The 23587-nt window shown below is 74.0% G+C and carries 17 protein-coding genes; 11 read left to right on the plus strand and 6 right to left on the minus strand.

The window, feature by feature from the left end:
- The first annotated feature begins 61 nt into the window (after positions 1–61).
- From ARTHRO9V_RS00210 to ARTHRO9V_RS00220, 3 genes are all read left to right on the plus strand, one after another.
- Entirely contained in the window at positions 62–880 is an 819-nt protein-coding gene (locus ARTHRO9V_RS00210) for a carbohydrate ABC transporter permease (RefSeq protein WP_236556800.1), read from the plus strand.
- A gap of 41 nt (positions 881–921) precedes the next feature.
- Positions 922–3294, plus strand: a complete 2373-nt coding sequence (locus ARTHRO9V_RS00215; protein ID WP_159824790.1) for a beta-glucosidase — start codon at positions 922–924, stop codon at positions 3292–3294.
- A 274-nt stretch (positions 3295–3568) separates the two neighbouring features.
- Positions 3569–4354 (plus strand): SDR family oxidoreductase, encoded by a 786-nt coding sequence (locus tag ARTHRO9V_RS00220; protein ID WP_159824792.1) that lies wholly within the window; start codon positions 3569–3571, stop codon positions 4352–4354.
- Between the two features lie 230 nt (positions 4355–4584).
- Here ARTHRO9V_RS00220 and ARTHRO9V_RS00225 read toward each other — a convergent pair whose 3' ends face one another.
- Positions 4585–6606, minus strand: a complete 2022-nt coding sequence (locus tag ARTHRO9V_RS00225) for an Ig-like domain repeat protein (RefSeq protein ID WP_159824794.1) — start codon at positions 6604–6606, stop codon at positions 4585–4587.
- Positions 6607–6992: 386 nt separating this feature from the next.
- On the opposite strand from ARTHRO9V_RS00225, the gene ARTHRO9V_RS00230 reads away from it, so the two are divergent.
- The 4 genes from ARTHRO9V_RS00230 to ARTHRO9V_RS00245 all read left to right on the plus strand — a co-directional run bounded on the left by ARTHRO9V_RS00230 (position 6993) and on the right by ARTHRO9V_RS00245 (position 11493).
- Positions 6993–7535 carry a PadR family transcriptional regulator gene (locus ARTHRO9V_RS00230; RefSeq protein ID WP_056047119.1) on the plus strand — a complete coding sequence of 181 codons (543 nt, stop codon included), beginning with the start codon at positions 6993–6995 and terminating at the stop codon, positions 7533–7535.
- A gap of 41 nt (positions 7536–7576) precedes the next feature.
- Positions 7577–9253 (plus strand): AarF/ABC1/UbiB kinase family protein, encoded by a 1677-nt coding sequence (locus ARTHRO9V_RS00235; protein ID WP_236556793.1) that lies wholly within the window; start codon positions 7577–7579, stop codon positions 9251–9253.
- Positions 9254–9436: 183 nt separating this feature from the next.
- The gene (locus tag ARTHRO9V_RS00240; RefSeq protein ID WP_056047117.1) at positions 9437–10042 is read left to right on the plus strand and encodes a hypothetical protein; all 606 of its coding nucleotides are present in this window, start codon (positions 9437–9439) and stop codon (positions 10040–10042) included.
- Positions 10043–10077: 35 nt separating this feature from the next.
- Positions 10078–11493 carry a LamG-like jellyroll fold domain-containing protein gene (locus ARTHRO9V_RS00245; RefSeq protein WP_159824798.1) on the plus strand — a complete coding sequence of 472 codons (1416 nt, stop codon included), beginning with the start codon at positions 10078–10080 and terminating at the stop codon, positions 11491–11493.
- A 124-nt stretch (positions 11494–11617) separates the two neighbouring features.
- Here the strand turns inward: ARTHRO9V_RS00245 and ARTHRO9V_RS00250 are convergent, their stop codons facing one another.
- Entirely contained in the window at positions 11618–12928 is a 1311-nt protein-coding gene (locus ARTHRO9V_RS00250) for an ice-binding family protein (RefSeq protein ID WP_159824800.1), read from the minus strand.
- 262 nt (positions 12929–13190) lie between these two features.
- Positions 13191–14090 carry a zinc ABC transporter permease AztB gene (aztB, locus tag ARTHRO9V_RS00255; protein ID WP_159824802.1) on the minus strand — a complete coding sequence of 300 codons (900 nt, stop codon included), beginning with the start codon at positions 14088–14090 and terminating at the stop codon, positions 13191–13193.
- A gap of 51 nt (positions 14091–14141) precedes the next feature.
- Here aztB and aztA point away from each other — a divergent pair, with 51 nt between their 5' ends.
- Together aztA and ARTHRO9V_RS00265 are read left to right on the plus strand one after the other, a co-directional pair.
- Positions 14142–14900 (plus strand): zinc ABC transporter ATP-binding protein AztA, encoded by a 759-nt coding sequence (aztA, locus tag ARTHRO9V_RS00260; protein WP_159824804.1) that lies wholly within the window; start codon positions 14142–14144, stop codon positions 14898–14900.
- Positions 14897–15838, plus strand: coding sequence for a PhzF family phenazine biosynthesis protein (locus tag ARTHRO9V_RS00265; RefSeq protein ID WP_123570861.1), 942 nt, complete (start codon positions 14897–14899; stop codon positions 15836–15838). The genes aztA and ARTHRO9V_RS00265 overlap by 4 nt, the downstream gene beginning before the upstream one ends.
- Before the next feature lie 125 nt (positions 15839–15963).
- On the opposite strand, the gene ARTHRO9V_RS15910 is transcribed toward ARTHRO9V_RS00265, so the two are convergent.
- Positions 15964–18528: a lamin tail domain-containing protein gene (locus ARTHRO9V_RS15910; protein WP_201298891.1), complete on the minus strand. Its 2565-nt coding sequence runs from the start codon at positions 18526–18528 to the stop codon at positions 15964–15966.
- A gap of 122 nt (positions 18529–18650) precedes the next feature.
- Here ARTHRO9V_RS15910 and ligD point away from each other — a divergent pair, with 122 nt between their 5' ends.
- A complete protein-coding gene (ligD, locus tag ARTHRO9V_RS00275) occupies positions 18651–19667 on the plus strand; it encodes a non-homologous end-joining DNA ligase (RefSeq protein ID WP_123570679.1) in 1017 nt (338 codons plus the stop codon).
- A 94-nt stretch (positions 19668–19761) separates the two neighbouring features.
- Here the strand turns inward: ligD and ARTHRO9V_RS00280 are convergent, their stop codons facing one another.
- Positions 19762–20895 carry an ATP-dependent DNA ligase gene (locus ARTHRO9V_RS00280; RefSeq protein ID WP_159824806.1) on the minus strand — a complete coding sequence of 378 codons (1134 nt, stop codon included), beginning with the start codon at positions 20893–20895 and terminating at the stop codon, positions 19762–19764.
- A 142-nt stretch (positions 20896–21037) separates the two neighbouring features.
- On the opposite strand from ARTHRO9V_RS00280, the gene ARTHRO9V_RS00285 reads away from it, so the two are divergent.
- A complete protein-coding gene (locus ARTHRO9V_RS00285) occupies positions 21038–22156 on the plus strand; it encodes a glycosyltransferase family A protein (RefSeq protein WP_236556794.1) in 1119 nt (372 codons plus the stop codon).
- 409 nt (positions 22157–22565) lie between these two features.
- Here ARTHRO9V_RS00285 and ARTHRO9V_RS00290 read toward each other — a convergent pair.
- A partial coding sequence (locus ARTHRO9V_RS00290; RefSeq protein ID WP_236556796.1) for an endonuclease/exonuclease/phosphatase family protein occupies positions 22566–23587 on the minus strand: 1022 nt, incomplete at its 5' end.

The raw sequence follows: 23587 nt of genomic DNA on the forward strand, positions 1-23587 counted from the left end.
CCCCCGCAGCGGCACCCCCGCGCCCGCGGCGCCCCGGCCGTCGACCCGCAGGAGGCGCGGCATCGCCGACCCCGGACGCGGCGTCGCGTACGTGGTCGCGGTGGTCGTCATCGTGGCGATGCTCGCGCCCGTCGCGTTCATCGTGATCGGCGGGTTCCGCACCAACGCGCAGATCACGACCGACCCGTCCGGGTTCCCGAGCCCGTGGCAGGTCGGCAACTACCTCGACGTCCTGACCGGCGGCACGTTCTGGCGACAGGTCGGCAACTCGCTGATCTCGGCCGGGGCGACCACGATCGGCACGGTGGCGCTCGGCCTGGCCGCCAGCTACGTCCTGGCGCGGTACCGGTTCGCCGGTCGCGGGGTGCTCTACGCGCTCTTCGCGGCGGGCCTGATGTTCCCGATGACCGTCGCGATCACGCCGCTGTACCTCGTGATCCGCGACCTGGGCCTGACGAACTCGCTGGCCGGCGTCATCCTGCCGCAGATCGCCTTCGCCCTGCCGACGACGATCATCATCCTCGTGCCGTTCCTCCGCGCGATCCCCGACGAGATCGAGGAGGCCGCGTTCATCGACGGCTGCAGCCGCCTCGGCTTCTTCTTCCGCATGGTCGTCCGGCTGTCGTTGCCCGGCGTGATCACGGTGGGCATCCTCGCCTTCATCGGTGCCTGGAACTCGTACCTGCTGCCGCTGTTCATCCTCAACGACCCGTCGACGTTCACCCTGCCGCTCGGCGTGCAGGCGTTCTCGTCGCAGTACTCGGTCGACACGGCACGGGTTCTCGCCTTCACGGCGCTCTCGATGCTGCCCGCGTTGATCTTCTTCAGCCTCTTCGAACGCCGCATCGTCGGCGGGCTCACCGGGGCGGTCAAGGGATGACCGCCACCGACACCGTCACAGACCAGGAGGCGCGAGCCGACATGACCGACACCGCTCACCGACCGCAGGCCCTCACGGTCGGCGAACCCCGCGCCTCCGACCGGGTGGCGTCGCTGCTGGCCGAGATGACCCTCGACGAGAAGCTCGCCCAGCTGGTCGGCTGGTGGGTCGACCAGGGCGCCGAGAACGTCGCCCCGATGCAGGGCGAGATGGCGACGTCGGGCGACTACGTCGAGGCGACCCGGCACGGGCTCGGGCACCTGACGCGGGTCTACGGGACGCGGCCGGTGGACCCCGTCGAGCGCGCCTCCTGGTTGTGGCGCGAACAGCGCCGCCTGCGGGACGAGACCCGACTGGGCATCCCCGCGCTGGTGCACGAGGAGTGCCTGACCGGCCTCGCCGCCTGGCAGGCCGCGACGTTCCCGACGCCGCTCGCCTGGGGCGCGTCGTTCGACCCCGAGCTGGTCGAGGAGATGGCCCGGCTGATCGGCGGGTCCATGCGCGACCTCGGCGTGCACCAGGGTCTCGCGCCGGTGCTCGACGTCATCCGTGACACCCGCTGGGGTCGGGTCGACGAGTGCATCGCCGAGGACCCCTACGTCGTCGGCACGATCGGCACCGCCTACGTGAAGGGGCTGCAGGCGGCCGGCGTGCACGCGACGCTCAAGCACTTCGTCGGCTACTCGACCTCGGCGGCGGGGCGCAACCACGCACCGGCGCAGGTCGGACCGCGGTTCGTCGAGGACGTGCTGCTGCCGCCCTTCGAGATGGCCGTGCTCGACGGCGGGGTGCGGTCGGTGATGAACTCGTACGCCGAGATCGACGGGGTGCCGGTCGCCGGGACGCCGTCGTACCTGACCGAGGTGCTGCGCCGCAGGTGGGGGTTCGACGGCGTGGTCGTGTCGGACTACTTCTCGGTGGCGTTCCTGCAGGTGATGCACGCCGTCGCGGCCGACCGGGGCGAGGCCGCCGCGCTGGCCCTCGAGGCCGGCATCGACGTCGAGCTGCCCACCGGCGACGCCTACCTCGCGCCCCTGGCCGAGCGGGTGCGGGCCGGAGACGTGGACGAGGCGCTGGTCGACCGGGCGGTGATCCGCGTCCTCGCCGAGAAGGAGGAGCTCGGGCTGCTCGACGAGACGTTCGAGACGGCGCCGCCGACCGCGATCGACCTCGACTCGGCCGAGCACCGGTCCGTCGCGCGGCGGCTGGCCGACGAGTCGGTCGTCGTGCTGACGAACGACGGCGTGCTCCCGCTCGTGCGGAGGTCGGCGGGTGCCACCGGTGGTGCCGACGTCGCGGGGACCGGCCCGGCGTCGGTCGCGGTGGTCGGCCCGAACGGCGACAGCGCCGAGGCCCTCATGGGCTGCTACTCGTTCGTCAACCACGTGCTGGCGCACCACCCCGGCGTGCCGCTCGGCATCGACCTGCCGACCGTCGCCGCCTCCCTGCGCATCGAGCTGCCCTCCGCCGAGGTGGCCGTCGAGGCCGGCTGCGACGTCGAGGGCGACGACCGGTCACGCATCGCCGCGGCGGTCGAGGCCGCCCGGGGCGCTGCGGTCGCGGTCGTCGTGGTCGGCGACCGGGCCGGCCTGTTCGGCCGGGGCACCGTCGGCGAGGGCAACGACGTCGAGAGCCTCGAGCTGCCCGGGGTGCAGCGCGAGCTCGTCGAGGCCGTCGTCGCCACCGGCACGCCGACCGTCATGGTCGTGCTCTCGGGCCGGCCGTACGCCATCGGGTGGGCGGTGTCGGGTGCGGGGGCGCCCGCCGCCGTCGTCCAGGCGTTCTTCCCGGGGGAGGAGGGCGGGGCCGCCGTCGCCGGCGTCCTGACCGGCAGCGTCGAGCCGTCCGGGCACCTGCCCGTGTCGTTGCCGCGGTCGGCCGGCGCGCAGCCGTTCTCGTACCTGCACCCGGTGCTCGGCGGGCCGTCCGAGGTGACGAGCGCCGACAGCACGCCGGTGCTGCCCTTCGGCCACGGGCTGTCGTACACCTCGTGGCGACGCTCCGACCTGGTCGTCGACTCGGCCGAGGTGCCGGCGGGTGGCTCGTTCGTCGCCTCGGTGACGGTCGCCAACACGGGCGACCGCCCCGGCACCGACCTCGTGCAGCTCTACGCGCACGACGTCGTCGGCTCGGTCACCCGGCCCGTCGCGCAGCTGCTCGGCTACGCGCGCGTCGCGCTCGGACCCGGTGAGGAGGCGCGGGTCGTCTTCCGCGTCCCCACCGCCCGTCTGGCGCTGACCGACCGGCAGCACCGACGGGTCGTCGAGCCCGGGGACGTCGAGCTCTGGGTCGGCGGCTCGTGCGCCGAGCGGGAGGCCGAGGCGACGGTGCGGCTGACGGGCGACGCGTACCCCGTGACGATCGCCGACGAGCGGATCGTGGGCGTCGAGATCGGGACGCGCGCCGGGCGCTGACCCGCGCCTCCTCGGGTCGCGGGCCCGCGCCTCCTGCGCCCCGAACCCCGTTCACGAAGATGAACCCCGATTTCTCGTGGTTCGTCTTCGTGAACGGGGTTCGTCGCGTCGTGGGGAGGCGCGGCGCGGGGCGGCGGGAGGCGCGGCGCGGCCACCACGGTCAGGGCGCAGTAAGGCGACATGTGTAGCCTTACGGCGAGTCGCGCACGGTCGCGCGACGACTGGCCCGGCGCCGTGTCGGGCCTCACCGAACGAGAGAACCGGAGCCCGTCCCATGGAGCGTTTCACCGACAAGGTCGTCCTCATCACCGGCGGAGGGTCGGGCCTCGGCCGGGCCGCCGCCGTCCGCGTCGCGAGCGAGGGCGCGAAGCTCGCCCTCGTCGACGTCTCGGAGAAGGGCCTCGCCGACTCGCAGGCCGCCGTGCTCGAGGCCGTCCCCGGGGCCGAGGTGCTGACCGTCGTCGCCGACGTGTCGAGCGAGGACGACGTCGCGCGCTACGTGTCGGCGACGGTCGAGCGCTTCGGGCGCATCGACGCGTTCTTCAACAACGCCGGCATCGAGGGCAAGCAGAACCTCACCGAGCGGTTCGGCGCCGACGAGTTCGACAAGGTCGTCTCGATCAACCTGCGCGGGGTGTTCCTCGGCCTCGAGAAGGTGCTCGGCGTCATGCGTTCGCAGGGCGACGGCGGTGCCGTGGTCAACACCGCGAGCGTCGGCGGCATCCGCGGCGTCGGCAACCAGTCGGGCTACGCCGCGGCCAAGCACGGCGTCGTCGGCCTGACCCGCAACTCGGCCGTCGAGTACGGCGAGTGCGGCATCCGCGTCAACGCGATCGCCCCCGGCGCCATCTGGACGCCCATGGTCGAGGCCTCGATGCGTCAGATCGACGCCGAGAACCCCGAGAAGGCCGCCGAGCAGTTCATCCAGATCAACCCGACCAAGCGCTACGGCAAGGCCGACGAGATCGCCTCGGTCGTCGCCTTCCTGCTGTCGGACGACGCCACCTACGTCAACGCGGCCGTCGTGCCCATCGACGGCGGGCAGTCCGCCAAGTACTGAGGCACGCGCGGGGGCGTCGTGAGTCGCCGGCCCGCACCTCCGCTGGTCGCCGACCCGCGCCTCCTGCCGCCTCGCACCCGGTTCCGAACCATGCACCCCGTTGCTTCTAGGTGCATCGTTCGGAACCGGGTTCGTCGTCGCGCCGCGGGCAGGGAGGGAGGCCACCGGGCCGACGCGGAGCGCAAGGGCAGGAGGCGTGGCGTGCGTCAGCGGACTCGGCGCCGCGCTCGTCAGCGCAGGACGACGATCATCCGCTTCGAGACGCTGGCGGACACGTTGCCCGACCCGGCGTACGACGCGGACAGGACGTACGTGCCCCCGCGGGTGAAGGTCCCCACCGGCACGGTGACGCGTCCTGCTCCGTCGGCCGAGACGGTGGCGGTGCCGACGGTCCTGCCGCCCGAGGTCACGGTCACGGTGCCGGTGGGGCGGGGGACGCCGGGGGCCGACACGGTGACCGTGACCGTCGCCGCCTTGTTCTTGGTGATCCCCGTCGTCCCGCGGGTCAACGCGCTGGACGAGGAGGCCTTGTCGACGGTCACGCCGACGACCGCCGAGTCCGAGCCGGACTGCGTCGTCGTGGCAGGGACGAAGGAGGCGCGCAGCTGGTGGGTGCCCGCCGCGGTCGTCCCCGGCAGGGTCACCGTGGCGCGCCCGTCGGACCCGACCTTCGTGCTGCCGACGACGGCCGTGCCGTCCCGGAGCGTCACCGTCCCGCTCGGGGCCGAGCCGTCCGACGCGACGACCTGGGTGGTCGTCGTGATCGGGGTGGTCGAGCCGTGGGTCTGGCGGGTGCGGTCGACGCTCAGTCGACTGGTCGTCGTCGCGGGCGCGGTCGCGGGCGCCGGGGCCGACAGGGTCGGGGCCGGAGCGGAGGCGGGTACCTTGGCGGACCCCCCGGCGAGGCTCACGTCGAGGACCGCTCCGCCCGACGGGGTCATGGAGCGGACCGACACCGTGAACCCGCCGTTCGCGCTGGTGAACGACTCGCCCGCGTCGAGGTGCGTGTCGCGACGGCTGGGGTCGCGCCCGGCGTCGAGGCCGACCGCGAGGGCGACGGTCGACACCGTGCTGCCCGCGAGGGTGAGGGGTCGGAGCACCCGGACGCTGCCGGTCGTCTTGTCGCTGGTGAGCGCGCAGCGCGTGAAGCCCGATCCGACCAGGGCGCAGGACGGAGAACGTCCGCCGAACTCCGGGCTGGTGGCGTCCGTTCCGGTCGCGGTGCGGTACTCGACGTAGTAGTCCTGACCGCTGACCGGGTCGACCACCTTGACGGCGCGGCCCTTCGCGGCACCGTCGAGCGAGGCGACGGTGACCTGGCGGGTCGTGCCCGCCCCGCTGAGGGTGGTGACGTCGGTCAGGTAACCGGCGCGGACCCGCTGGACGGACGACAGGTGGGGGCGGGACGACGAGACCGAGTAGCCCATGATGTCGAGGAAGTCCCCGTACTCGAGCACGGGGCAGGTGGTGGGGGAGTCGGTCGACGTGGCGTACCGGTAGTCGCTCGCGGCCCCGTCGAACGACGTCGTGCTGCGGCACATGCCGGCACCGGCGTGGCCGAAGCCGAGGTTGTGGCCGAACTCGTGCAGCAGCACGGGGACGCCCAGCGTGTTGCCCGCTCCGTACGAGCTGAAGACCTCGCCGCCGTCGCCGCCGACCGTGCCGAACGCGGTCGCCGTCGTCCCGCAGGTCTCGCGGCTCAGGACGATCAGGTGCTCGTTCGTGCCGGCCCACGCGTACCGGGCGAACCGTCCGCCGAAGGCCGAGGTGTGGACCGTGTTGAGCACCGTGGCGGGGACGCACGACGCCTGGTCGAGCGACCGGGTCTCGATGCCGGCGAGCGTCACGTTCACGGTGTGGCCCGACTCCGCCCACCAGTAGTCGTGCAGCTGCGTCACGGCGGCGCGGATCGCGGCGTCGTCGGGAGGCGTGGGGGAGTCGTCCGAGGTCGCGGCCGTCGCCGCGGCGACGCTGACGTAGACCGGGTGGTCCGTCACCCCGGTCGTCGGCGACACGTCGTCGTCGGTCTGGGCCCTCAGCAGGGGCGCCGCGGGCACCGTCATCATGTCGCCGGACAGGTCGGCCGAGACGCCCGACGTGGCCGTCGAGGCGGCGGCCGTCGTGGTGGGGACGGTGGCGGCCGGGGCGGGCGACGGGGTCGCGGCCTGGGCGGGGGCGGTCACCAGGACGGTGAACAGCAGGGCCGCGGCGGCGGCGGTCGCCGCGAGGCGGCGGGTCGGGAACGAGGGCATGGCGGACTCCAGGGATCTCGGAGGCGCGGACCGTCACCGAGGGACGTACGGCTCCGTCGGACGTCGGGGAACGACGGAGGTCCTGCCGCCTCGGCGGACGTCGGGGAACGCCGAGGCAGCAGGGCTCGCCGGCGGACGTCGGGGAACGCCGGAGAGGTGACGGCAACGCGCCGTCGGTGGGGGTTCATACCCACGAATGGAACTCAACCACCCTCGTCCGGTCGCCCGAACCCCCCGAACGAGTGCGCGGGGACCCCCAGAACAGGACCGTTCGGGATCTCGGCGGCCGCGCCTCCTGCCTGGACGTCAGCCCTGACGGGCCGCCGGTGGGGGTATATCGTCCGGGTATCGTTCGACCCCGTTCCACCCTCGAGAAGGAGAACACCATGAGCAGCACGTCAGCACCCGGCACCTTCGGCTTCGGCACCGGCCTCGACGGCATGTGGCAGGCCATGGAGCAGCTCCGCTCGACCTTCGACCGCCGCGAGGGCACCCGTGCCCCGCGGGGCGAGGTGCGGGCCGCGATCCTCGCGCTGCTGGCCGAACGCCCCATGCACGGCTACCAGATCATCCGCGAGATCGACGAGCGCAGCGGCGGCGACTGGAAGCCCAGCGCCGGGTCCGTGTACCCGACCCTGCAGTTGCTCTCCGACGAGGGGCTCGTCGCCGCGGAGGAGACCGACGGCCGCAAGGTCTACTCGCTCACCGAGGCCGGTCGCGCCGCCGCCGGGGTCGACCCGTCGGCTCCGTGGGAGCCCGAGCGCTCCGCCACCGGCGACCGGTTCCGCGCCCTGCCCAAGGCCGGCGTCGAGCTGGCCCGCGCCACGGCGCAGGTCGGCCGGACGGGCTCGCCCGAGCAGGTCGACGAGGCGGTGGCGGTGCTCGACGAGGCCCGTCGTCGCATCTACTCGATCCTCGCCCGAGACTGACGAGGGTGGCGTCGACCGACCCCTCCGCGTCCAGTCCTCCGGTGCGTGACCGGGCCGGTCGCGCGCGCTACCGTCGCATCCTACGGTTCGCGTCGCGGCACCTCGCCGTCACCTGGTGGTTCGAACTCGTCCTGCCCCGCTTCGGCCTGCGGCGGCTCGCGGAGCGCACGCGTGCCCGGCGCATGCGGCGCTTCGCCCGGGGCTTCCACGCCCTGGCCCTCGACCTCGGCGGTCTGATGATCAAGGTCGGCCAGTACCTGTCGTCCCGCCTCGACGTGCTGCCGCCCGAGATCACCAAAGAGCTCGAGGGGCTGCAGGACGAGGTCACGCCCGTGCCCTTCTCGGGCATCCGCGCCCTGGCCGAGGCCGAGCTGGGCCGACCCCTCGGGCAGGTCTTCGCCACCGTCGCCGAGTCGCCCATCGCCGCCGCCTCGCTCGGCCAGGCGCACCGGGCGACGCTCGGGCCCGTCGACGCCGCCGACACGGGCCTCACGGACGTCGTGCTCAAGGTGCAGCGGCCCGGCATCGACGCCGTGGTCGACGTCGACCTCGCCGCACTCCGCCGCGTCGGCGGCTGGCTCAGCCACGTCCGGCTGGTGTCGGACCGGGTCGACGCCCCCGCCCTCGTCGAGGAGTTCGCGCGCACCAGCCTCGAAGAGATCGACTACCTCAACGAGGCCGCCAACTCGGCCCGCTTCGCCGCCGACTTCGCCGACGACGACCGGGTGAGCGTGCCCGACGTCGTGTGGGAGCGCACCACGCGTCGCGTCCTCGTGCTGGACGACGTCTCGGCCATCAAGATCACCGACGTCGACGCGCTCGCCGCCGCCGGCATCGACCCCGCCGAGGTCGCCCCCGTCTTCGCCGCGGTGATGTTCGACCAGCTCTTCACCCACGGGTTCTTCCACGCCGACCCGCATCCCGGCAACATCTTCGTCACGCCCGTGCCCGACGCGGTCGACGGGCAGCGACCGTGGAAGCTCACCTTCATCGACTTCGGCATGATGGGCGAGGTGCCGACGGGCACCCGGACGGGCTTGCGCAAGCTGCTGATCGCGGCGGCCTCGCGTGACGGTTCGGGCATGGTGAACGCCATGCGCGACCTCGGCGTCCTGCTGCCGAGCGCCGACACTCTCGGGCTCGAGCGGGCCGTGACCGCCACCTTCGCCCGGTTCGGCGGCATGGGGTTCGCCGAACTCCGGCAGGTCGACCCGCGGGAGTACCGCGAGTTCGCCGGGCAGTTCGGCGACCTCATCCGGTCGCTGCCGTTCCAGCTGCCCGAGGACTTCCTGCTCGTGCTGCGGGCGATGACGCTGACCTCGGGGGTCGCCAGCGCGCTCGACCCGGCGTTCAACCTGTGGGACTCGGTCGAGCCCTACGCGGCCCAGCTGATCCGCGACGAACGCGGCAACGCGGTGCAGGACGTCACGCGCCGCACCCTCGACGCCGCCACGGTGGCCGTGCGTCTGCCCGGCCGACTCGACCACCTCGTCACGCGCCTCGAGGACGGCACGCTCGAGGTGGGCAGCCCCCGGATCGAGCGCCAGTTGACCCGCATCGAGCGGACCGCCCGGCGGGTGGTCTCGGCCGTGCTCTTCGCCGCCCTGCTGATCGCGGGGGCCGTCCTGCGAAGCGGGGACGACGTGGTCGGCACGGTGCTCATGGCCACCTCGGCGGTGCCCCTGCTGCACGCGCTGCTGGCCGGCCGCGGACGCTGACCTCCGGCCGGTGCGCCCCGGCGGGGTACAGGGGGTTCCCCCTGACTGGGGACACGACGCCCCTTACCGAGTCGACGATCCCTCGGTACCGTCGCCCCATCGGCACCGTGCCGAGACGTCACAGCCCCCTCCCGACAGGCACCACGGGGGCCTCGGCGCCCCCCACCCGAAGGACTCCCCGACATGTCCCGATCGCTCCGCCGCGCCCGCTGGACCCGCCGTGCCCGCTGGGCCGCCGTGCCCGTCGCCGTCATCGCCTCCGGCGCCATCATCTCGACGGCGTCGTACTCGGCCTTCTCGGCCACCACCTCGAACCCGACGAGCAACTGGTCGACCGGCACCGTGCAGCTCACGGACGACGATTCCGACGTCGCCCTGTTCTCGGCCTCGGGCCTGATGCCCGGTGACACCGGCACGAGGTGCATCACGGTCACCTCGACGGGCAGCCTGCCCTCGTCGGTCCGGCTCTACGGCACCGCGGCGACCACGACCAACTCGCTCTCGTCCTTCCTCGACCTGACGATCCAACAGGGGTCGGGCGCGTCCAGCGCCTCGTGTGACGGCTTCACCCCGGCGAGCCAGGGTGCGCAGGTCTTCTCGGGCACCCTCGCCGACTTCGCGAGCCAGCGGACCGGCTACGCGACCGGCGCCCCGACCTGGTCACCGGACGGGACGGCCGCCGAGTCCCGCTCGTTCAAGTTCACGTACGCGCTCAGCCAGTCGACGCCGAACACCGGTCAGGACTCGCGCGCGGCGATCGCCTTCACCTGGGAGGCCCAGACCCGCTGACGCGGGACACGACGCCCGAGCCGGAACACGCCGACATGACGACCCTCGCGGCCCCCGCCGCCACCACCCCGCAGGTCCGCTCTGACCTGTCGTTCTGGGGTGCGCTGTGCCTGGCGACGATCGCGCGGGTCGTCCTGACGACGGCCGTGTGCCTCCTGCTCTGGGCGGCCGTCCCGGCCCTCTGGGGCTGGTCGCCCACGACCGTGGTCACGGGGTCGATGTCGCCCGCGATCGCCGCCGGGGACGTGGTCGTGGCGATGCCCGTCGACACGACCGACCTCGACGCGGGGCAGGTGCTGCTCGTCGACGATCCGGACCGGGCCGGAGAGCTGCGGCTGCACCGTCTGGTCGACACGACCGACGACGGGTCGTTGCGACTCAAGGGCGACGCGAACGCCGAGGTCGACTCGAGCCCCGTCGCCGCCGAGGCCGTGCACGGCGTCGGGGTCCTGCTCGTGCCGTCCATCGGGTCGCCGATGCTCTGGCACGGCGGCGACCGCGTGGTGGGCGTGCTCGTCGTGTCCCTCGTCGTGCTGCTCCTGCTCGCGGCGACGCGGCTCGAGCCGACCAGCGAGAACGTCGTCGACCCCCTCGCCCCGTCCCGTCACCGTGCGCCCACGCAGCCGTCGGGGCGGTCGCGCGCGGCCCGGGTCTCGGGCGTCGCCCTCACCGTGGTGGCCGGGGTGGCCGTGCTCTTCCTCGTCGTCGGCTCGAGCCACGCGGCGTTCTCGGCCACGACCTCGACCTCGACCGTGCTCGCCACCTCGCGGTTCGCCTGCCTCGACCGCCCGGTCGCGGCGCAGGCGCGATTCGCCTACCAGTTCAACGACGGGGTCGGCACGACCGCGCGCGACAGCAGCGGCAACGGACGACCGGGCACCCTCACCCCCGGGGCCACGATCACGGGCGGCACGTGCGCCCCCGGTGACGGCCCGTTCCTGAGGCTCGACGGCGTGGACGGTCAGGTCACGACGGGGCTGAACATCGACGGCCCCCAGGTCTTCACCGTCGAGACCTGGTTCCGCACGACCACGACGACGGGCGGCAAGCTGATCGGCTTCGGGAACAGCCAGGCGGGCGCGTCGGGACAGTACGACCGTCACCTCTACCTGACCGACCGGGGCACGCTGATCTTCGGCGTCTACAGCGGCGGGTACTTCACCCTGCAGAGCCCGTCGACGTACACCGACGGTGCGTGGCACCTCGCGACGGCGACCCTGGACTCCTCGGGCATGACGCTCTACGTGGACGGCGCACCGGTCGGGTCGTCGTCCCAGGCGGCGGCCGAGAACGCCCGAGGCTACTGGCGCATCGGCTACGACGCGGTGAACGCGCCCTGGCCCTCGCCGCCGACCAGCAAGCACTTCCGGGGCGACCTCGACGACACGACGGTCCTCGACGTCGCCTCGACGGCGGCCGAGGTGAGAGCGCGGTACGCGGCCGGCCGGTGAACGTCGACCGGCGGCCGTCGACCGGCGTCCGGCGTCCGGGGACCCGGGCCCGGGGATCCGGGCCCGGGGCCTCGGTCAGGAGGCGCGGGTCGGTCGAGCGAGGCGCCTCCGGTGGACCCGCCGGTCAGGACCGGGCGAGGCGGCGGCGTCGGATGGCGGTGACGGTGACGAGGGCGGCACCGAGGAGCAGGACCAGGCCGGCGCCGATCACCGGCAGCGTGGTGTCCGCACCCGTGTAGGCGAGGTCGCCGCGGGGGCCGGTGCCGTTCCGGTCGGAGACGGGGACGGCCGGGGTCGACGGCGTGGTCGTCCCGAGAGGCGTGGTCGTCCCGGGAGGCGTGGTCGCGCCGGGGGGAGTCACGGTGCCGGGAGGGGTGCCGCCGTCGCCCGGGGGCGGCGTGACGACGTCGGCCGGGGTGACCGTGATCGTGTAGTCCGCGGTGTCGGGCGGCGTCGTGCCGTTGTCGGCCGTGATGGTGACGGTGGTGTCGCCGGGGGTGGTCGGGGTGCCCGAGATCTCGCCGGTGGTGCCGTTCAGCGTGAGGCCGGCCGGCAGGGTGCCGGTGGTGACGGTGAAGGTCGGGGCCGGGGCACCGGTCGCCGTGACGGTGAACGAGTACGGGGTGCCCTCGGTCGCGGTCGTCGGACTGCCCGACGTGATGGTCGGTGCGACGGTCTCGGACGGCGTGCCGACCGTGGGGCAGGCCGCGGGCACGGTGAGGGTGTTGGTGTCGAGCGTCACGGCGCCGGTGCGGGCGAGGAGTCGTCCGACGACGGTCGCACCCGTCGTCGCGGTGATGGACTCCTGCGCGAGGATGGTCCCGCGGAAGTCCGCGTCGGCGAGGAGGGTGGCCGAGCTGCCGACCTGCCAGAACACGTTGCACGCGCTGGCGCCCTGGGAGAAGGTCATGGTCGTGTTCGCGCCGATGGTCAGGGTGCTCGCGGCCTGGATGACCCAGACCGACCGATCGGAGCCGGCGAACGCGAGGCTGCCGTTCTCGGTGAGCTGCACCGCGTCCCCCGAGTAGACGCCGGGCGACAGCGACCGACCGGCCAGGTCGACGACGTTGCTCTCCTGCGGGGTGAGGGCTGCGGCCACGTCGTAGGCCGAGGTGAGGTCCTGCTGCGCGAGCCGCGCGGGTTCGTCGGCCACGTGCTGCACGCCCCCGACGATCACGCCGGGGCCACCGGCGTCGAACCCGGTGACCGAGGAGCCGGGGCTGAGGCCGACGTCGCCGTTCACCACGCTGGGGCCGGTGTTGGTGACCGTCGAGGAGGCGAGCACGGCGTAGCTGCGGGCCGACCCGAGGTCGACGGGGCCGTCGATGACGTTCGCGGCGCTCGCGGGGAGGGCCGAGGCCACCGTGAGGGCGGCGGCGACGCCGAGGACGAGCCCCGAGCGGGCGAGGAGGGAAGGGGACGTCGAACGGGGCATGGCGCCACCTGACTGGGAAGAGGAGGCACCTGGACACACGTGATCGGTTCGTGCGGGCGTTCCCCGTTACCTGAGGTATACGCGGGTCTCCCTGAGAACTCAATCCTTGACGTGTCATCCGGCGACGCGACCGACGCAGCGGCACCCGTGTACCCCGGACTGGGCGTCGACTCGTGCGCCGTGCGGTCCGTAACGTCGATGCGTGATCCACGAGACCCACCCCGAGTCGTCGGACGCCCCGACGGCCACGACGACCACCCGGTCAGGAGACGGGGGTCGCGACGGGCGCCGTGCCCGTGCGACCCGGGGCGGCGGTGTCGACCCGACGTGCCCGCCGACGGCCGAGGGCGGCGTGGCCGGCCCCCGAGAGGCCGGCGAACGCGATGGCCGTCGCCGCGATCGAGGCGCCGGCGGCCGTCGCGGCGTGCCACGAGACGAGCAAGCCGACGGCGACGGCGAGCACGCCGACGGCCGAGGCGAGGACCATCCGCGTGGGCAGGCGCGTCGTCCAGTGGCCCGCGGCGACGGCCGGTGCGAGCAGCAGTCCGACGACGAGCAACGACCCGACGGCCTGGTACGAGGCGACGACGGCGAGCGTGACCAGTCCCACGAGCACGGCCTGGGCCGAGCGCGGACCGAGCCCCAGCACGGCGGCCAGGCGCGGGTCGAGGGCGAGGGCCAGCAGGGGGCGGTGGAAGGCGGCCGCGAGGCCGACGCCGACGATCGTCGCGCCGGCGAGCAGGCCGAGGTCCGCCGTCGTGATCGCGAGGACGTCGCCGAACAGGATCGACGTGGCGTCGGTGGCGAAGCTGCCCGAGTGCGAGATGACGACGACGCCGAGGGCGAGCATCGCGACGAAGAGGAGGCCGATGCTCGTGTCGTACGACAGGCGACCGCGTCGTTGCAGCGCCGCCACGCCGAGGCTCATGACGACGGCGCTGAGGGCCCCGCCGACGAGGACGGGCGCACCGAGCACGGTCGCGAGGGCGACGCCGGGCAGCATGCCGTGCGCGAGCGCCTCGCCGAGGAAGGCCATGCCGCGGACCACGACCCAGGTGCCGACGACGCCGCAGAGGATCGCGACGAGGCCGCCGCCGACGAGGGCGCGCTGGACGAAGTCGAGCGAGAACGGCTCGAGGACGGCGGTGGAGAGGAAGGGCACGAGACACGACCGTAGCTGAGAATGAGAACGCTTATCAACTAGGCTGACGGCATGACGACGACCACCGCCGCCGCTCCCTCGTCCCTGGCGCGCCTCCTCGGGGTGGGGTGCACGTTCGGTGACCGGGTGGCCCTGGCCGACGTCGACCTCGAGGTGTGCAGCGGTGCCCTGACGGTGGTCGCGGGCCCCAACGGCGCCGGCAAGTCGACGCTGCTCGAGGTCGTCGCGGGCGTCCGCGAACCGTCGTCGGGCACGCGCTCGACGACGTCGACGATCGCCTTCGTCCCGCAGCGCACGTCGATCCCGGACGGGCTCCCGGTCACCGTGCGCGACGTCGTGACGGTCGGTGCCTGGGGTCGCGTGGGCCGGTGGCGTCCCCTCGACCGTCGAGCCCGCGCCGCCGTCGACGAGGCGCTCGAGCGCCTGCACGTCGCCGACCTGGCGCCCCGACCCTTCGCCGCGCTCTCGGGTGGCCAGCGGCAGCGTGCGCTCCTGGCCCACGGACTCGCGCGCGGGGCCGACCTGCTGCTGCTCGACGAGCCCACGACCGGGCTCGACGCCGACAGCGCCGACCGCATCCGGGCCACGCTGCTCGACGAGGCGGCCCGGGGCACGGGGGTGCTCGCGGTCTCGCACGATCCGTTGCTGCTCGACGCCGCGCACCGCGTGGTGCGGCTCGAGGCCGGTCGGGTCGTGCGGGGCGGCTCGGGGTCCGACACGGTCCGGCACGGTCGCGAGGTCCGGGCCGGCCACCCGGCACGAGGTGGCGCTGGCGACGAGGAGGCGCGGTGCGGCACAGTGGCGTCGTGACCGACCCCAGACCCTCGCCTCCCGCCGGCCCCGCCGCTCCCTCGCCGTCCGCCCCGACCGTCGAGGTGCTGCACCTCACGGCCTTCGCCGACGGACCGGGCGGCGGCAACCCGGCCGGCGTCGTGCTCGACGCGTCGGCCCTCTCGGCCGCCGACATGCGGCTGATCGCCGCCGAGGTGGGGTACGCCGAGACCGCGTTCGTGGTCGATCCGTCCCGCGCCGGCGACGACCGGCACGTGGCCGTGCGCTACTTCTCGCCCGGGGCCGAGGTCCCGTTCTGCGGCCACGCGACGATCGCCACCGCCGTCGCCCTGGCCGAGCGTCGCGGGGTCGGAGCGTTCACGCTCGAGACGGCGGTCGGGCCGGTCGTGATCGAGACCTCGCGTGGGGGTGCCGACGCCGTCGCGGGCCCGGTGACGGCGTCGTTCACGAGCGTCGACCCCGTCGTGCGCGACCTGGACCCGACCGTCGCCGACCGGTTGCTGGCGTTGCTCGGCCTCACGCACGCCGACCTCGACGAGCGTCGTCCGCTGCGGGAGTCCTTCGCGGGCAACCGGCACCCCGTGGTGGCCGTCCGCGACCAGCGGGTCTTCGACGCCTTCGGGTTCGACCCGGTCGCCGTGCGGGCCCTCATGGACGAACGGGGCTGGGCGGGCACGATCACGGTGATCCACGCCCAGGGTGTCGACGCGTCCGGGGCGACCGTGGTCGAGGCACGCAACCTGTTCCCCGTCGGCTCCCTCACCGAGGACCCGGCGACGGGGTCGGCGGCCGCGTCGCTGGGCGGCTACCTCCGCGCGCTCGACCTGATCGCGCCTCCTGCCCGCGTCGTGGTGAGGCAGGGGCGGCACGTCGGGCGTCCGAGCCGCCTCGTGGTCGACGTCCCGGTCGTCGGCGGCGTCACGGTCACCGGCACGGCGACGCCGCTCACCCGCTGACCCGCTCACCCGTCGGCCTCTCCGGCCGTCGCACGGACGCCGCACGACGACGAACCCCGTGTCGAGCGACGCGCCCGGACGCTTCCGGGTGCATCGCTCGACACGGGGTCGTGGGGCGTCGTGCCTCAGTCGCGGGTGAGTCGACGCCGGCGGGCGATCAGGGTGCCCGCCCCGGCGAGCACGAGCAGCAGGGCCGCGGCCGCTGCCCACCGAGCGTCCGAACCGGTGAAGGCGAGCTGCCCGTCGATCGTCGCCGGGGCCGAGCCCTGACCGATCGGCGTCACGCCCGTGCCGGGATCGGCGGGGGCGGCGGGGTCGCCGGGCGTGCCGGGAGTCCCGGGCGTCCCGGGGTCGCCGGGCGTCCCGGGCTCGGCCGCCACGCCGGGGAACGTCCCGGCGCGCAGCGAGAACCCGTCGGTGTCGTTGTCGTCCGCGTAGAACGTCTGGCGGAACCCGTCGACGCTCGTCGCCGCCGGGGCGATCGCGAAGCCTTCGTTGGCGAGCCCGCGGTCGGCGTTCGCCGGTGCCTCGTGGACGACGTCCTCGGCGAACGCCCCCGACTCGTCGACCGAGAACAGCGCCGTGCGGCCCGAGCAGGCCTCGTCGCAGACGACCCAGAGCGCGTCGAGGTCGGCGTCGAACTGCAGGTCGGCGACCAGGGCGAACGACGTCGCGATCGTGGCGACGCGCTCGAACGAACCGTCGTCCATCAGGGCGTAGGCGTAGACGCTCGCGGTGCCCTCGACGCCGACGAAGAAGAGCCCGTCACCGTGGCCGGCGTACGTCGCGGGGTCGTAGGAGGCGCCGGTCGCCTCGTCGACGAACCCCGCCTCGGTCAGCCAGGCGTCGGGCACCCAGGTGATGCCCTCGAGGCCCGCGTTGGCCCCCAGGCCGGGGAAGTCCGCGGCGAGGTTCCACTCGTCGGTGGCGACCAGGGTCGTGGCCGGGCTCGAGGCGTCGTAGCGCAGCACGGAGGGGCGGCTGACCGAGCCCGAGGCGTTGTTGCGCTCGGTCGACACGTAGATGCCGCCCGCGGACGAGTCGTCGGCGACCGTGACGCCCTCGGCGTCCACGATGTCGGTCGCGACCCCGCTCGGGTACAGCAGCTTCTTGCCGGCAGCCCAGCCGTCGGTCGTCTGCGGGGCCCACCCGCCGGCGCCGTCCGGGACGATCCGGTAGAGCAGGCCGTCGCCGTTCTGCACCGCCCAGAGCGTGCCGGGGGTCGCGGTGCCGGTCGGCTCGTAGTCGAGACCGCTCAGGTCACCGGTGAAGGTGCCCTCGTCGTCCAGGGGGACCTCGTCGGGTCCGCCGGGCCAGGCCGTCGGCACGGAGACGCCGGCGAAGGTGTTGGCGGAGCCCTTGGTCGGGGCCGACGTGACGGCGAAGTCGCCCGTGCCGTCGGGGCCGCGGCCGTAGGTGGTGGCGGCGTGCGAGGTCCACGAGTACTCGTCGGCGAGGGTCGAACCGTCGGCCGCCGTCGTGCCGTCCGGCAGCAGCAGGCGCACCGAGTCGGCACCGCCCAGTCCGAAGTCGAAGCCGGCCGAGGTCGGGGTCTGCTCGTCGAGGACGACGAAGCCGCCGGGGGCGACGACGGTCCCGGCGGGGACGACGTAGCGGTGCGTCGGGTCGGAGTCGGTCAGCACGTAGCCGCCGAGGTCGACCGACGAGGTGCCCACGGTCGTGAGCTCGACCCAGTCGCCGGGCGTGCCTCCCTGGCTCTCGACCTCGTTGATGCGCACGGGCGACGAGCAGTCGTTCGCCGCGCCCTTCGTGGTCGCGGTCGTCGTCGTCAGCTCGCCGGTGCCGTCGGGGCAGCGGCCGTAGCTGACGGTGCTGTGGACGCTCCAGGCGTACGACGCGACGAGCGTGCCCGCCGTGTCGAACAGTCGTGCCGAGTCGGGCTGGCCGAGTCCGAAGTCGAAGCCGACCGGGTTCGAGCCCGAGGCCTGGTCGATCACGACGAAGGCGCCGGGCTGCACGACCGAACCGGTGGGCAGGGTGAAGGGCGTGCGCACGTCGTCCTCGTCGCGGAAGGTGTAGCCCGAGACGTCCACGGGCACCGTCCCGACGTTCGTCAGTTCGACCCAGTCGGTGTCGTCGCCGTTCGACTCGACCTCGTTGATCACGACGTCGGTCGTGGCGGGCACGGCGGGGGTCGTCGGGTCGGTCGGGGCGGGGTCCGTCGGGTCGGTCGGAGCCGGTGTCGTCGCGCACTCGTTGGCGGTGCCTCGCGTCCCGGCGGCCGTCGTCGCGAACTCGCCGGTGCCGTCGGCGCAGCGGCCGTAGGTCGTCGTCGGGAACTGCGTCCAGGCGTACGAGTCGAGCAGGGTCGTGCCGTCGGCGGCGTAGAGCCGGACGGCGTCGGCGCGTCCGAGTCCGTAGGCGGCGGCGCCCCACACGGCGTCGTCGGCGACGTCGACGACCAGGCGCTCGCCGGCGGCGAGGACCGTGCCCGCGGGCAGCGCGAGCGTCCGCGTGTCCTTGTCGTCCCGCAGCACGAAGCCCGACACGTCGGTCGGGGTCTGGCCGGTGTTGAGCAGTTCGACCCAGTCGTCGGTCGTGTCGATCTCGTTGACGACGACGTCGGCGTCGGCCGCGAGGGCGGGCAGGGCGCTCGTGGCCACGAGCCCGGCGGCGGCGATCGAGCCGGCCAGGGTCAGGGCGCCGAGGCGGAGCAGGGGCGTGCGCATTCGGGTGTCCGTTTCGTCGGGTGTGGACCGAACCATCTCGGACGGAAGCGACGCCCGGGTGAACACCCCGTGAACGCCGGCACCTCGTGCCCCGGCGGCGCGACGGGACTAGCGTCACGCACATGGCATCCGAGGCGACGACCCTGCGGGTGGGCGACCGCGACGTCCGCATCAGCAGTCCGTCCCGCGTGCTCTGGCCCGACCTCGGCGTGACCAAGCTCGACCTGGCGCGCTACCTGGTCGAGGTCGGCACGCCCTTCGTCGCGGCGAACGGCGACCGTCCGATCTCGCTGCAGCGGTTCGGCGGCGACGTCGACGGCGACCAGTACTTCTCGAAGAACCCGCCCCGCGGCACGCCCGACTACGTGCGAGCCGTCGACGTCACCTACCCGAGCGGCCGCGTGCACCCGCAGCTCGTGATCGACGAGCCCGCCGCCGCGGTCTGGGCGGCCCAGATGAACACCCTGGTCTTCCACCCGTGGGCCTCGCGCGCCGAGCAGCCCGACCTGCCCGACCAGCTGCGCATCGACCTCGACCCGCAGCCGGGCACGAGCTTCGCGGACGCCGTGACGGCCGCGCTCGACCTCCGGGCCGTGCTCGACGAGGCCGGTCTCACCGCGTTCGTCAAGACGAGCGGCAACCGGGGCCTGCACGTCTTCGCGCCGATCGAGCCGACGCACGAGTTCCTCGAGGTGCGGCACGCCGTGATCGCCGCCGCCCGCGAGCTCGAACGCCGCACCCCCGATCGCGTCACCACCGCGTGGTGGAAGGAGGAACGCGGCGACCGCCTCTTCGTCGACTACAACCAGGCCAATCGCGACCGCACCATGGCGGGGGCCTGGTCTCCCCGGGCGCTGCCCCGCGCCTCCGTGTCCCTGCCGGTCACGTGGGACGACCTGCCCGGCATCGACCCGGCCGAGCACACCGTGCTGACGGTGCCCGAGCGGCTGCAGACCCATGGCGACCCGTGGGGCTCGATGCACGAGTCGCCGGGGCGCATCGACACGTTGCTCGCCTGGTGGGAACGCGACGTCGCCGACGGCCTCGGCGAACTGCCCTTCCCGCCGGACTTCCCGAAGATGCCCGGCGAGCCGCCCCGCGTGCAGCCCAGCCGTGCGCGGAAGCCCGCCGCCGACTGACCCGCACCACACCGCGTCTCGTGCACGGCACCGCGTCTCGTCGGGGTGCGGTGCACGAAACGCGGTGCCCTGTGCCCGACGAAGCGCGGGTCGCCTAGGTGAGCACCTCGCCCAGGTCGTACGCCGCCGGGACCTCGAGCTGGTCGAAACCGCACGAACGCGCCTCGCGGTCGTCGCGCCACCGTTCGACCTGCACGGTGTGGCGGAAGCGGGAGCCCTCCATCTGGTCGTACCGCACCTCGACCACGCGCTCGGGGCGCAGCGGGACGAACGACACGTCCTTGCCCGACGAGAAGCGGCTGCGCTCGGTCTCGGCGTGCCGCACCTCGCCGTCGTCGTCGCGGTCGACGAACGGCGCCAACTCGTCGACGAGCTCGAGGCGACGGGCGTCCGAGAACGCGGACGCGCCTCCGACGTTCGTCAGCTCGCCGTCGGCGTCGTACAGCCCGAGCAACAGCGACCCCACGCCCGAACCGCTCTTGTGGACGCGGTAGCCGAGCACCACCACGTCCGCGGTGCGGTGGTGCTTGACCTTGAGCATGGTGCGCTTGCCCGGAGCGTAGGAGGCGCGGGCCGGCTTGGCCACGACCCCGTCGAGCCCGGCGCCCTCGAACTCGGTCAGCCACCGACGGGCGGTCGCGACGTCGTCGGTGGCCCGGCTGACGTGCAGGGGGTGGTCCGCGCCTCCTGCCGTGCCGTCGGCGCCTCCCTCGGCGCCTCCGTCGGGGCCTCCCTCGGGGCCGAGCGTCTCGAGCAGCAGCGCGCGGCGTTCGGCGAACGGGGTGTCGAGCAGGTCGCGCCCGCCGAGGGCGAGCAGGTCGAACGCGACGAACATCGCAGGGGTCTCGGCGCTGAGCTTCGCGACGCGCGAGGCGGCCGGGTGGATGCGCTGGCCGAGCGCGTCCCAGTCGAGCCGCTCGTGGCCGGGGTCGCCGGTGCGCACGACGATCTCGCCGTCGAGCACGCAGGGCCCCGGCAGGAGGCGGGCGAGGGCCTCGACCAGCTCGGGGAAGTAGCGGGTCAGCATCTTCAACCCGCGGCTGCCGATCTCGACGGTGAGCGGGGCGTCGGGGTCGTCGGCGTCGGCGCGTTCCGCGTAGACGATGCCGCGGAACCCGTCCCACTTGGGTTCGTAGACGAGCCCGCCCTCGTCGGAGTCGGGCTCGGGCACGTCGGCCACGGCCTTCGCGAGCATGGGGACGATCGGTTCGGCGGCGGTCGGGATCATGCGCCGAGTCTGCTCTCGCCGGGCGGGCGTGCGGCCAGACCCCGCAGAACCGCCGAGACCCCCGTGTGCGCCGACGGGTCTCGGCGACGTCCTCGGGTGTGAACGCTCGACGTGACCCGCCCCGACCGGGTTGGATGGGCGAGTGCGTGTCTGTGTCGTCGTCCCCGTCCGCGACGACGGAGCCCTGCTCGACGCCTGCCTCCGCTCGCTCGCGCGGCAGACCCGGGTGCCCGACGAGGTGATCGTCGTCGACAACGGCAGCACCGACGACACCGTCGAGGTGGCCCTGCGACACGGTGCCCGGGTGGTCACCGAGGCCGAGGTCGGCATCGCCGCGGCCGCGAGCACGGGCTACGACGCCGCCGCCGGCGTGGGGGCCGGACCGGCCGCCACCCCACCCGTCGACCTCATCGGTCGGGTCGACGCCGACAGCGTCCTGCCCCGCACCTGGGTCGCCGACCTCGTCGGCACCCTCGTCGACGATCCGGACGTGCTCGCCGTCAGCACGAACGCCCGCTTCTACGACGCACCCGTCGGCGTCGAGCGCCTGCTCTCTGCCCTCTACGTGGGCGCTTACCACCTCGTGATCGGGGCCGCCCTGGCGCACTGGCCGCTGTTCGGCTCGACGATGATGATGCGCCGCACCGCCTGGCTCGACGTGCGCGACGAGGTGCACCGGCACGAGACCCTGCTGCACGACGACATGGACCTCGCCCTGCACCTCGGCGACCGCCAACTCGCCGGGCGGGGCCGCATCGCCTACCGCCGGGACGTCGTCACGGGCATCTCGGCCCGGCCGCTCGACCCGGGCAACGCCCCCTGGTTGCGGACGTACCGGGCGCTGCACTCGTTCACGGTGCACGGCACCGACGGCCTGCCGTGGTCGCGCTGGTTGCGCGCCGACCCGGCCGGCGTCTTCACGCGGCTCGGCTGGACGCCGTCAGCGGTGGTGGACGCGCGGGCGGCCGTGGCCGACGGCGTCGACCCCGGGTCCGTCGGCACCCGCACCGGCATCGGCATCGGCTCTGGCACCGGCTCCGGACGAGGAGGCGCGGGCGGCTCCACCGCGGACGTCGCCCCCCACGAGGAACGGCAGCGCCAGCCCGGCCAGCAGCGAGCCGAGGCCTCCCGCGGCGAGGTCGCCGATCGTGTCGTCGTAACCGACGAAGATCGCCGAGTCGACGAGGGTGTGGCCCGCCCACTCGCCCATCTCCCACAGGGTGCCGGCCGCCAGGCCGAACGCGACCGTCGTCAGGACTGAGCCGACGCGGGCCGAGCGACCCGCGCCTCCTCGTCCACCGGTGTCGCCCGACGAGGCGATCCAGCCGGCCCGGCGGGCGAGGACGACGAACACCGCGGCCAGCAGGCCGTTGAGCAGGAAGTGCACCACCGTGTCGTAGCCCGTGACCCGGGTGTAGAGCTCGAAGACGCTGCTCCAGGCGGCGCCCAGGGCGGCGACGCCGACCATCAGGTCGACGCTCGCCCGGAGGCCGAGCATGCGGGGCACGAGGGTGCCGAGCAGCGCCAGCATCAGCACGGCGATCTCGACCGCGCCCCAGCCGATGCCTGCGACGACGACGCTCAGGGCCGCGACCACGCGCACCGCGTCGGCGACGTACTCGAGGACCCCGTGCGGGCGGCGGAGGAAGGTCTCGGCGACGGTGGACATCTCAGGACTCCTCGGGGCGGTGTTCGGCGGTGCGGTGCTCGGCGGTGTGGTGCTCGACGGGGCCGTGCTCGGTGGTGCGGTGCTCGACGGGGCCGTGCTCGGCGGTGGGGTCTTCGGGCGGACGCGGGGCGGCGTGCCCGGACGGCCAGCGCACGACGGCGTGCACGGGGTCGTGGTCGGAGGGGGCGACGCCGCCGGGACGGACCCCGCCGACGCCGGCCCGCTCGACGTGGGCCCCGGTGTCGACGAGCAGCCAGTCCAGGCGGCGGCCGCCGGTGCGGGGCGGGCCGTAGTTCGAGAACGAGCCCCAGCCCGGGTCGAGCCGCGCGTCGGCCACCATGCGGCTGTCGACCAGCCTGCCGCGGGTCAGCTCGCGGTGCGCGGGGGAGTCGACCACGGCGTTGAAGTCGCCCATCACGACGACGGGTCCGTCGAGGGCGTCGGTGAAGGTGCGCAGCTGCACGGCGGAGTGACGCCGCGAGCGGGCCGAGAGGTGGTCGAAGTGCGTGACGACCACGTGCAGTCGGGCCCCGGTCACGAGGTCGTCGAGCTCGGCGTGGACGGCCGTGCGGGGGATCATGTTGCCGTACGAGCGCGACCCCGGCACCGTGGGGGTGGCCGAGAGCCAGAGCGCCTCGTGGCGGACGATCCGCAGGCGGGTGGTGTCGACGTGCAGTTCGACGCGTTCGCCGCCGCGGTCGCGGTCGCGACCCGTGCCGACCGAGGCGTAGTCGGCACCGAGGGCGTCCGCGAGCTGCGCGGACTGGTCGGGCAGCGCCTCCTGGAGTCCGAGCACCGAGGGTCGCTCGGCCTCGAGCAGGAGGCGCAGTGCCGGCAACCGGGTCGACCACCGGTCGGCCAGCGCGTGACGGGTGGTCAGCACCTGCGGCATGCGGCGACGGACGTTGTAGGTCATGAGGTGCAGATCGGGTGCAGCGACCGGCCCGACCGTGGGTACGACCCGGTCGGCACCCGGACCGGTGGCGGCGGCGGGGGCGGGTGCCGACCGGGTCGTACCCACGG

Source organism: Frigoribacterium sp. 9N (genome assembly GCF_902506305.1).
Classification (GTDB): domain Bacteria; phylum Actinomycetota; class Actinomycetes; order Actinomycetales; family Microbacteriaceae; genus Frigoribacterium.

Excerpts from the sequence above, each read along its gene's own strand:
- ARTHRO9V_RS00250 (WP_159824800.1), bottom strand. The coding sequence starts at position 12,928 with ATGCCCCGTTCGACGTCCCCTTCCCTCCTCGCCCGCTCGGGGCTCGTC.
- ligD (WP_123570679.1), top strand. The coding sequence starts at position 18,651 with ATGGCATCCGAGGCGACGACCCTGCGGGTGGGCGACCGCGACGTCCGC.
- ARTHRO9V_RS00225 (WP_159824794.1), bottom strand. The coding sequence starts at position 6,606 with ATGCCCTCGTTCCCGACCCGCCGCCTCGCGGCGACCGCCGCCGCCGCG.
- ARTHRO9V_RS00280 (WP_159824806.1), bottom strand. The coding sequence starts at position 20,895 with ATGATCCCGACCGCCGCCGAACCGATCGTCCCCATGCTCGCGAAGGCC.
- ARTHRO9V_RS00215 (WP_159824790.1), top strand. The coding sequence starts at position 922 with ATGACCGACACCGCTCACCGACCGCAGGCCCTCACGGTCGGCGAACCC.
- ARTHRO9V_RS00245 (WP_159824798.1), top strand. The coding sequence starts at position 10,078 with ATGACGACCCTCGCGGCCCCCGCCGCCACCACCCCGCAGGTCCGCTCT.
- ARTHRO9V_RS00240 (WP_056047117.1), top strand. The coding sequence starts at position 9,437 with ATGTCCCGATCGCTCCGCCGCGCCCGCTGGACCCGCCGTGCCCGCTGG.
- aztA (WP_159824804.1), top strand. The coding sequence starts at position 14,142 with ATGACGACGACCACCGCCGCCGCTCCCTCGTCCCTGGCGCGCCTCCTC.
- ARTHRO9V_RS15910 (WP_201298891.1), bottom strand. The coding sequence starts at position 18,528 with ATGCGCACGCCCCTGCTCCGCCTCGGCGCCCTGACCCTGGCCGGCTCG.
- ARTHRO9V_RS00220 (WP_159824792.1), top strand. The coding sequence starts at position 3,569 with ATGGAGCGTTTCACCGACAAGGTCGTCCTCATCACCGGCGGAGGGTCG.
- ARTHRO9V_RS00230 (WP_056047119.1), top strand. The coding sequence starts at position 6,993 with ATGAGCAGCACGTCAGCACCCGGCACCTTCGGCTTCGGCACCGGCCTC.